The organism is Paenibacillus agaridevorans, from assembly GCF_003112455.1.
GTDB lineage: Bacteria > Bacillota > Bacilli > Paenibacillales > Paenibacillaceae > Pristimantibacillus > Pristimantibacillus agaridevorans.
This window is the reverse complement of sequence record NZ_BDQX01000398.1, coordinates 78,656-88,709: the sequence shown is the minus strand read 5'-3', so window position 1 is coordinate 88,709 and position 10,054 is coordinate 78,656. Positions and strand designations below refer to the sequence as shown.

At 56.4% G+C, this 10,054-nt stretch carries 6 protein-coding genes; all 6 read right to left on the bottom strand.

Features of this window, described 5'->3' with window-relative positions:
- Positions 1–797: 797 nt before the first annotated feature.
- Positions 798–2,453: a glycoside hydrolase family 3 protein gene (locus PAT3040_RS31195; protein WP_108995736.1), complete on the bottom strand. Its 1,656-nt coding sequence runs from the start codon at positions 2,451–2,453 to the stop codon at positions 798–800.
- Positions 2,454–2,474: 21 nt separating this feature from the next.
- A complete protein-coding gene (locus PAT3040_RS31190; RefSeq protein WP_108995735.1) occupies positions 2,475–4,097 on the bottom strand; it encodes a response regulator transcription factor in 1,623 nt (540 codons plus the stop codon).
- Positions 4,094–5,905 (bottom strand): cache domain-containing sensor histidine kinase, encoded by a 1,812-nt coding sequence (locus tag PAT3040_RS31185; RefSeq protein WP_108995734.1) that lies wholly within the window; start codon positions 5,903–5,905, stop codon positions 4,094–4,096. Before PAT3040_RS31185 ends, PAT3040_RS31190 begins: the two co-directional genes overlap by 4 nt.
- A 13-nt stretch (positions 5,906–5,918) precedes the next feature.
- Positions 5,919–7,304, bottom strand: a complete 1,386-nt coding sequence (locus PAT3040_RS31180; RefSeq protein WP_108995733.1) for an extracellular solute-binding protein — start codon at positions 7,302–7,304, stop codon at positions 5,919–5,921.
- 299 nt (positions 7,305–7,603) lie between these two features.
- The gene (locus PAT3040_RS31175; protein WP_087571561.1) at positions 7,604–7,795 is read right to left on the bottom strand and encodes a hypothetical protein; all 192 of its coding nucleotides are present in this window, start codon (positions 7,793–7,795) and stop codon (positions 7,604–7,606) included.
- Between the two features lie 6 nt (positions 7,796–7,801).
- The coding region (locus tag PAT3040_RS31170) for a DEAD/DEAH box helicase (RefSeq protein ID WP_108995732.1) at positions 7,802–10,054 on the bottom strand (2,253 nt) is incomplete at its 5' end.

The following is a 10,054-nucleotide window of genomic DNA, read 5'->3' as shown; positions in this document are numbered from 1 at the left end:
GGCAAGCGGGGACGAGCGAATGTGTATGAAAAAGCGAGTTCATTGGGGTGCTGGCAAGCGGGGAAGAGCGAATGTGTATGAAAAAGCGAGTTCATTGAGGTGCTGGCAAGCGGGGACGAGCGAATGTGTATGAAAAAGCGAGTTCATTGAGGTGCTGGCAGGTGGGAACGAGCAAATATGTATGAAAAAGTGAGCACAATGGGGTGCTGGCAGGCGGGGACGAGCGAATGTGTATGAAAAAGCGAGTTCATTGAGGTGCTGGTAGGTGGGGGTGAGCGAATGTGTATGAAAAAACGAGTACAATGAGGCGCCAAGCATCTGCCAGGCATTTTATAGCGGAGTTTTCCGCTATATCCGGCGACTCAGCATCTGCCAGGCATTTTATAGCGGAGTTTTCCGCTATATCCGGCGTCTCAGCACCTGCCAGGCGCATTATAGCGGAGTTTCCCGCTATATCCGGCGACTCAGCACCTGCCAGGCATTTTATAGCGGAGTTTCCCGCTATATCCGGCGTCCCAGCACCTACACTGCGCATTATAGCGGAGTTTCCCGCTATATCCGGCGTCTCAGCACCTGCCAGGCGCATTATAGCGGAGTTTCCCGCTATTATACGGCGTCTCAGCACCTGCCAGGCGCATTATAGCGGAGTTTCCCGCTATATCCGGCGTCTCAGCACCTGCCAGGCGAATTGCGCGAGCGCCCCAGCTACTAGCCAAGCGAGCCAGCCTAGCAAAAAAAGTCCTCCGCATCGTATATGACGATTGGAGGACTTTGTCTATTTATGGCTCAGCGAAACGTTACTCCACGCTCCAGCCGAAAGGATACGCCGGCGAAATTTCCAGGGGGAGCTTCCCCTGCGGCTTCAAATCGCCGAGCAGCGCCTTTGCCGCGGAAGACAGCGCCAGCGGTCTGCACTCGTATACGGCGAGGTATGCGAGTACATCAGGGAATAGCAGCAGATCCAGCGGATTGCGTACGGATACCGCCACGACGCGGTCGCCTGCGAGCTCTATCGCCTGACGGGCGATGTCGCGCTCCAGCGGATGCTTTGCAGCGTCGTACGTAACGATGACGATCTGTTCGAATGCATCCAAACCCGCGAGCGGGTCCGCCCCGTCCATGCGGCGTTCCACAACGTTCGTGGCTCCATAATGACTCAAGTAGCCGCCTAACGTGCCGTCGCCGGACAACATCTCGTCAGCGACGGATACCGGTACGATGCTCGGCCATAACACGAGCGTGCTCGCTTCGCGCCGAAGCGGCAGCAAGCCGCCTTCGTTCTTCACTAATGTCACGGAGGCTTCGCTCCAGCGGCGGGCAACTTCCTTGTTGGCTTCCGTGCCTATAACAGCAGCCACCTGCTCCCATGCGCCAATCGGCTCTTCCAGCCGCAGCTTCGTTTTCAGCCGCATAATGCGGCTCACCGCTTCGTCGATTCTCGCCTCGGACAATTCGCCGCTTTCCACCGCAGCTGCGACTGCCTCCAGAGCCGCACGCTGCTTCTCGATCGTATGGCTAACGAGCACCATGTCGGCGCCAGCCTGTATCGCTTTCACAGAGCCTTGCGCCGGCCCGTAATGCTCGTCGATCGCGCTCATCTCCAGGCAGTCGGTTACGACGACGCCGTCGTAGCCCAGCTCCCCGCGAAGCAAGCCCGTCAGCACGTTCTCGGACAACGTGGACGGCACGCCGCTCGGCTCAAGCGCCGGCAACACGACATGCGCCGTCATGATGCAGTCCGTGCCCGCGGCAATCGCCGCGCGGAACGGCCGCAGCTCGATCGCATCCAGCCGATCGCGGTTATGCGGCAATACCGGCAACGTGTGGTGGGAGTCGACGGACGTATCGCCATGTCCGGGGAAGTGCTTTACCGTCGCCGCCACGCCAGCGGACTGATAACCTTCTACGGCAGCGGCTCCCAGCTCCGACACGACCTCCGCGCGGTCGCTGTACGAGCGGACGTTGATAACGGGATTGTCCGGATTGTTGTTGACGTCGATACAAGGCGCGTAGTTTAGCGTGATACCGAGCTTCCTGAGCTCTTCGCCAGATACTTTTGCCGTCTCGCGCGCCGCTTCGGCCTGGCCCGTGGCGCCAAGCGCCATATTGCCGGGCATCAGCGTGACGCCGTCGACGAGTCTGGCCACCATGCCGCCTTCTTGATCGATGGCGATAAACAGCGGCGCCCGTCCTGATAGGGCCGCCTTCTCTTGCAGCTTGACCGAGAGGTTATGCACCTGCTTCGCATTCTGCACGTTGCGGGTAAAGTAGATCGTCCCTCCGATCCCATACTCTTCGATCAGCGCGTTGATGTCATCCGATGGCTCGTAACCATGGAATCCGAATACGAACAGCTGTCCGATCTTCTCCTTCAAGCTCCAATTACTCCAATTGCTCTCCTTGCCCCATTCGCTCGATACGCTCCCATTCGACCGTCGTTCCCGTCCTTCCATTTCAACCCATCCTCTCAGCTGTTAGTGTATCGTATCATCCTCGACTTGAAATTTAGCACGAAAGTCCGACGGATTGTCGCCGGTATACTTCATGAACACCTTCGTGAAATACCTTCTCTCCGCGTACCCGACCTCTTTGGCGATTTGGGCCACGCTTTTCCCCGTCTCCGCCAGCATCGTCTTGGCACGTTCCATCCTCTCCCGCGTCACGTATTCGATAAACGTCTCGCCGAATGTCTGTTTGAACAGCAGGCTGAAGTACGACGTGCTCAGACCCACATGGGTTGCCGCTTCTTCCACGCTCAGATCTCGGCATAGATTGCGATTAAGGAATGCTCTCGCCTCCAGCATGGACAGCTCCGACTGCTTCTTCTTGTCGATTGACCGATCCGTCACCGCGGCCGTTACCTGACGGATAAAGGTCAAGAGATCTTTGATCAGGAAACGCCGGTCCAACCTGCGCCATAGCTGCTCCTCCTGCTCCCTCGTAAATACGGCCATCTCCTTCATCTCCCGCATAAGATGGAGCACGAAGAAGTGGAGCAGCGGCTTCACCCGGGCGCTATGTTGATCGTTGAGATGCTGCAATTGGGACGCGATTTGATCCACCTCGACGTTTACAGCCGAGGTATCGCCCCGCTTGACGGCGCTGATCAGCTTTTCCGCCGTTACCCAAAATGCCTTGTCTTCGGCAGGTCCGCGTTCCCCATCCGTCGGATACAACGTGATCGTGTCATGAGCAGGCGTCAGCTGCATGCCGAGCTGCACCTGCTTATAGGCCGCAGACAGCTCCTCCACGCCCGCGAATCGCCTGTAGATTCCCGCGTTCAGCGACAGCTTTACATGGTTCCGGACCGCCGTCATCAGCATGTCTGCCCACTCTTTGACGGGTTGCTCTTCGAATTCGGCAGCTCCCGCCGTCTCGATCAGCACGCACCATTCTCCGTCTCTCATCTGGATAACGGCATGATGCAGACCGTTGCCCTGCAGCTTCTCCCGCAGCACATTGCATACCGCGAAATTCCACAGCTTACGCTCCTTGTCCGCCCAGTCCCGCCAATCCTTTGTTTTCTCCGAGCTGACGTCAAGATCCAGTACGATCATGACGAAACGTTGCGTCCGCAGCTGCTGCTCGTCGCCGGAGAACAGCCAGTGACTGCCCGAAAAATCGGTATAATCCATAATCAGATCGTAGAGTATTTTCTCGCTGGCCAGATCGATCATCCGGCCCAGCTTCTGCTGTTCCTCGTGCTGCTGCTTCGCCTTGCTGCGCTGATTCGACATCACTCTTGCAATAACGCCTGTCAGCTCGTCATAGGGAATCGGCTTAAGCACATAATCGTTGACGCCGTATTGAATAGCCGCTCTCGTATAAGCAAAGTCCTGATAGCCGGACAACATAATAATGTCGCAGGTCATCTCCCGCTCCCGGATCAGGCGCACGAGCTCCAGTCCGTCCATAACCGGCATTCGTATATCGCAGAGCAGGAGCTGCACGGATTGCTGCTCCAGAAGCTGGAGCGCTTCTACGCCGTTTTTGGCAGAGCCTGCAACTTGGAGACCTAGCATTTCCCAAGGGATAACCTTTTCCAAGTTTCGGGTAATGTGAGCTTCATCGTCTACCAGGAGCACCTTGTCGCTCATGCGCTCTCACCTCTGCTTTTTGGAATGATGCATCTGATCGTCGTGCCTTCCCCTTCCGTGCTGCAGATCATCATGCCATAACCCGGTCCATAATGAATGCGGAGCCGGTCGGCGACATTGCGTATGCCAAGTCCTCTCCGTTCGCCCAGTTCGGCCTCGTCTTGACTTTTCCTCGACGGACTGTAACCCTCCGCCAGCTTCTGCAGGACCTCCTGGCTCATGCCCTTGCCATTATCGCTGACCATGATCACGAGCGAGTGAGGTTCGACAGAGACGTCGATCGAGATGACGCCTTGGCCGTCCTCGTACCCGTCGAAGCCGTGCTGGATGCTGTTCTCGACAAGAGGCTGAAGCGTAAGCTTCAAAATACTATATTGCAGCGCCTCCTCCGGCACTTGAAGCTCATAGGAGAACAACTCCTCGAAGCGATACTTCTGAATCTCCAGATAACTGCGTACATGTTCGATCTCCTGCTTGATGCCGATCTCCTCGGAGTGATGCATGCTCGTGCGGAGCAGATTGCTGAGCCGCCTCACCATCAGCATGATCTTGGCCCCTTCGTTCTGCGCCGCGAGCGCGTTGATGGACTCCAGCGTATTGAACAGGAAATGCGGCTTGATCTGCGCCTGCATCAGCATCATCTCCGCATGCTGCTTCCGGTCCTGCTCCCTGCGAACCTCGCTTAGCAGATTGCCGATCCGCTCCACCATGCTGTTGAAGCTGTTAGCCAGAAGCACCGTCTCGTCCTTGCCCTGCGCAGTCACCCGGATATCGAGCAGCCCCTGCTCGACGAGTCGCATTTTGCGGACGACCTTGATGATCGACTTGGCGACCCGATTAACGAAAAAGACGTTGAAGAGCACGGCCGACAGCAAGCCCAACACCGTAATCATGCCAATCCACTGCACAAATCGGATGTTCTCGTCGGTTAGTGTATTCCAGGGCTGTACGGACAGCAGCACCCAATCGTTAAGCCCCAGCTTATAGGACGAGACGAGACTGTCCACGCCGTCGAACTTCATCCTCGCGCTCTTGTATTCCTGCGTTAACTGGGGCATGGAGTTGGTATACAGATCGATGCTCCCGCCATCGTATTCCTTGTTGCTGTCCAGCATGATGAGACCTTTGCCGTTCATAATAAAATAACGCGAGCCTTGCGAATCCGGATCCGGATTCTGGAACCCTTTCAGCATGCTGCTGACATCCTCGGTCTTGTACTGAGTGACCATGATGCCGATATCGTTAAAGGATTGAATGTCCTTAACGACGCGCAGCATGGTGAACAGCGGCGGATCGACGCCCGTCAGCTCCTTCTGCTCATGCGGCCCGATCCAAAGCGGGATGCCTCCGAGTCGAATGACATCGTCGTAGAGAGAATGCTGCCGCAGCTGCTCGAACGTAATCGGACGGAACGTCGTGGGATCATTGCGATTCGAACGGTACATCGTGCCGTCGCTGGAATACAGGACAACATAGCTGACGGCAGGATGCTGGAACAGAATGCTGCTGATCTGTTTTTCGTCCTGATTAATGCGAATGATCGTGCTTGGATCGTCCATGGACAGATCGTTCTGCTTTAGAATATCCTGAACGACGCTGCTAATGACGTTGCCGTTGGACAACTGATTCAGCTCGCGGAAAAAGTAAGAAAGATTGCCGCCGATCGCTTTCATCGTGATTTCCGACTGCTCGCTGTACTTCTTCTCCAGCAGCGTCTCGGAGTTCAGGAAGGAGAAGATGCCGAGCACGATCATCGGGATAATAATAAGCGTAATGAAGGCCAGCATCAGCTTCGGTCTCAGATTCATCTTGCCCGGCCCCCTATTTGCTGTCGTCCCCGGTTATAATGCCGGATCCCGCCGCATGACCGATATGGCCAAGCCCCGCTTCGTTAACCTGGGCCAGATTGGCCTTATCCTGCGCTTCCTGAATAGACTGCGCCACCTTCTCTGGCGTGCTAAGACCGCCGATCAGCTTCTGCAGCCCGACTCCGATCTCCGAAGTAACGCTTGGCTGCACAATGGCATCGAAAGCCGGCCAAGTGCTCGAAGCTTGCCCCATAACCGTCAACACTTCATTAACGATGGGATCCGTGTCGGTGAGATCGGTGAACTTCATGGAAGGCAGCAGCTTATCCTCGTCCATCGCCCGCTTCTGCACGCTTTCGTTAAAGAAGTTGGCGATAAAAGCTTTGACGACCCCGATCTGTCCCTCGGACAGATTGGAAGAGAAGCCGAAGCCGTTGGAATACGACGCGTTGATGGAGCTTTGGTCGCCAAGCCCGCCGGGAATCGACGGGAACGCAAAAAATCCGATGCCGCCACGCGGAATCCCCGTTTCCACGCTTGTGAAGTGGCTCATGTCCCAGGTTCCCGTAAACACCATCGCCGCTTTGCTCTTTAGCAATTGCGCTCCTTGCTCCGCATATTCGAAGCCAAGCGCCCCGCTCGGAAAGTATTTGCGCCGGATCAGCTCATTGTAAGCTTCGAACCCTTGGATAAAACCCGGGTCGGTCCACTTCGTCTCCCCCGTCAGCAAGCCGCTGAAAGCCTCGATGCCCACGTATCGGACCATGACCGTATTCCACATCATGCCGATTGCCCAAGCATCCTTCGCAGCCAGGCCGAACGGCACATATCCCGCCGCCTTGATGGTCTCCGCCGTATCCAGCAGTCCATCCCATGTTTTGGGAATGGACAAGCCCAGCTCCTTGAATATTTGTTTGTTGTAGAAAATCCCTTCGCTATAACCGCCGTATGGCACGCCATACACCCGGCCGTCGATTGTAAATTCGGACAAACTCTCGAACTTGTCTGTCAGCTCCAGCTCCTCCAGAATCGGAGTGAGATCCAGCATCCGGCCCGCCTTTACGTAGAGCTTTAGATCCGCTCCGCCAAACACCTCGAAGATGTCGGGCGGATTGCCGACGGCCATCTCCTGCTTGAGCTTCGTATCGCGATTGACGATTTCGTCGATGCCCTCCAGCTGGAAGACAACGCCTTCGTTCTCGGCTTCCGTCTGCGCGACGACATCCTCGAGCACTCGCAATCTGGCTTTGCTCGTTTCCTTGATCTGCGTATGCCGCAGCGACAAGGTAACTTGCTTAAATTCCAGTTTGTCTTCGATTGCGGGGTTATTGCCGCTGCATGCGGAAGTCCCCGTGGCGACAATGAGAAGGACAACGATCAGGATAGAACTTCTGCGCAAGCTTGTTAACCCTCCTTAGGGCGTGTCTGAATACTCCGAGGGTAGCAGATTTTGCCGAATTTTCGTTCCATGCAAGGAACTTTTGTGAAGGTGTACCGGGGGTACGTCAAGCAAAAGTGACGAAGCAGGGGGCGGAAAGGCGGTGAAAGATGCCCCTGAGCGGGTTTTCAGACACGCCCTAAGTCCACAATCACTTGTCTCCCTGTATCTTATTATATCCACATTCGCATGCCTGCAAGGAGGTCCAAAAAACGATAACGAGGGGATACATTTCTATTATTTTTGCCGCAGCGGCAACCTCAATCTCGCAGCTTTTCGGTTGCTCCCCTGATTCGTTCGTACAGGGCTCGCCATTCTTCATTGCCTTGCGGCGGACCTGCCGGCTCTCCGGCTTCTTGCTCTTCGGAGCCGTTGCTCTTGCCGTTAATTGACCGAAGCGACCCAGGTTGCTTCAATCGATCAAGCCGATTCCGCGATTGTTCCTTCTCCAAACGTCATCACCCTTTCAGCCAATCGTCCCGGAGCGCGAACAGATCCTTTAATTCATCCGTGCTCATCTCCGTGATCCACTGCTCCGACACGCCGACAACCTGGTCGTTCAGCGATTGCTTGCTCTCGATCATCTCGTCGATCTTCTCTTCCAGCGTGCCGAGCGTAATGAACTTGTGCACCTGCACCTGGCGCGTCTGCCCGATCCGGAAAGCCCGATCCGTTGCCTGGTTCTCGACGGCCGGATTCCACCAGCGGTCGAAGTGGAACACATGATTCGCGGCCGTCAGATTCAACCCCGTTCCGCCTGCCTTAAGAGACAGGACGAACGCGCCGCCCTTCTCATCCTCTTGAAATGCCGTAATCATTTCGTCGCGTTTCGCCTTCGGCACGCCGCCATGCAAGTATGGGACCTTGATGCCAAGCGACGCCTCGAGCGTTTCCTTGATCCGTGCTCCCATCTCTACGAATTGGGTGAAGATGAGACAACGTTCGCCTTCTGCCGCGATCTCCTCGCACATCTCCAGCAGCCTCGCCATCTTGCCCGATCTTTCGGCATCCCACTTCTCTGTCTCCGTCTCGTGCAGCAAAAGCGCGGGATGGTCGCATAGCTGCTTAAGCTTCGTGAGCGTCGCCAAAATAAGCCCGCGCCGCTGCATGGCATCCAGCGTATCCAGCTTCTCCATCAGCTCGGATACGATGTTCTCGTACAACGTTCCCTGCTCGGCGGTCAAGGTCATAAAACTTTTGGACTCGATCTTGTCCGGCAGCGACAGCTGGATGGCGGGGTCCTTCTTTACGCGACGCAGCATAAACGGCCTTACCCAGCGCTGCAGCCCTTGTATCATCGTTTCGTCCCTCGTCCTCTCGATCGGCGCGACGACCGCCCTGCGGAAATCGGACATGCTGCCGAGATAACCCGGATTGATAAAGTCGTAGATCGACCATAGCTCCGTCAGCCGATTTTCCATCGGCGTGCCGGTTAACGCGATCCTGTGGCGGGCGCCGAAGCTCCTGATCGCGCTGGATTGCTTTGTGTACACATTTTTAATATTTTGTGCCTCATCGAGACAAAGCGCGTTCCATTCCACAGCTCCGATATCCTCTTCATCCAGCTGCGCGAGCGAATACGAGGTGATGACCAGATCGTATTCTCCCGCGAGCTCCTTCAGCTCCTCGCCTTTCACCCGTTTGCCGCCGTAATGGATATGAACCTTGAGCGACGGCGCGAATCGCCGAAGCTCCTTCTCCCAGTTCCCGATAACGGATGTCGGACAGACCAGCAGCGACGCACCTGCGGCAGGATCCTCCGACGCCTGTACGCAGCACAAATACGCGATGAACTGAATCGTTTTGCCGAGACCCATGTCGTCAGCCAACACGCCGCCCAGTCCGAACTGGCGCAGGAACAACAGCCAGGATACGCCCTGCAGCTGGTATGGACGCAATTCGCCCAAAAACGACGACGGCAGCTCGGCCTCCGGAATGCGGGACACTTGCTGCAACTGCGCCAGCCAGGCGCCGAGATGTTCGTTCAACTCGACCTCGGCCCGCAAACCATCCTCGATCTCGCTGTCCAGCTCCATCTCCGAGCCGCCCCGCAGATGCATCTCCAGCACGTCGCGGAAGGAGAGTCCCTTGCGCTTGCCTACCCGCTTCATCCAGGCGCGGATTTCCGCTACATCCTGAGGATCGAGATGGACCCACTGATCCCCCACTTGCACCAGCCGTCTGTTCTCCTCGGCCATTTGCATAAATTCGGCTTCGGAGAGATCGATATTGCCCAGAGCCAGCTTCCAGTCGAACTGGACGATCTGGTCGAGACCGAACATCGGCTGCGCAGCGGAACCGACCGACGACTTGAGCTTTGCCCGCACTCTCAGCTTTCGGCTGCGAACCGCCTCCCACCATGCAGGAAGGAGGACTGGCGTACCCGCCTCCAGCAGCCGAAGACTGTCGTGCTCCAGGAAGCTCCATGCCTCCTGCTCCGTCAAGGACCAGCGAAGCGATGCCGCATCCTTTATCGTTCTATCTCCTGCTTCATCTTCCGATTCTCCCGCCTCGGCAAGATGAGGCAATACCTGCGCCCACTTGGACTCTTCCTTGTTCATCTTGCCGACGAGCGGCTCCCGCCAATCGGCAGGCAATCCGTTGCCAGCGTCAAGATCAACGACTCCATTGGCGTCATAATCGCCATATTCTGGACCGGCCTCATCCTTCCGCTCAGCCTGCCAATCTCCGGCGGGATTCTTTGCGATCGT

What these genes read in the sequence shown, in the direction of transcription:
- PAT3040_RS31190 (WP_108995735.1), bottom strand. Translation starts at nt 4,097, where the DNA reads ATGAGCGACAAGGTGCTCCTGGTAGACGATGAAGCTCACATTACCCGA.
- PAT3040_RS31195 (WP_108995736.1), bottom strand. Translation starts at nt 2,453, where the DNA reads ATGGAAGGACGGGAACGACGGTCGAATGGGAGCGTATCGAGCGAATGG.
- PAT3040_RS31185 (WP_108995734.1), bottom strand. Translation starts at nt 5,905, where the DNA reads ATGAATCTGAGACCGAAGCTGATGCTGGCCTTCATTACGCTTATTATT.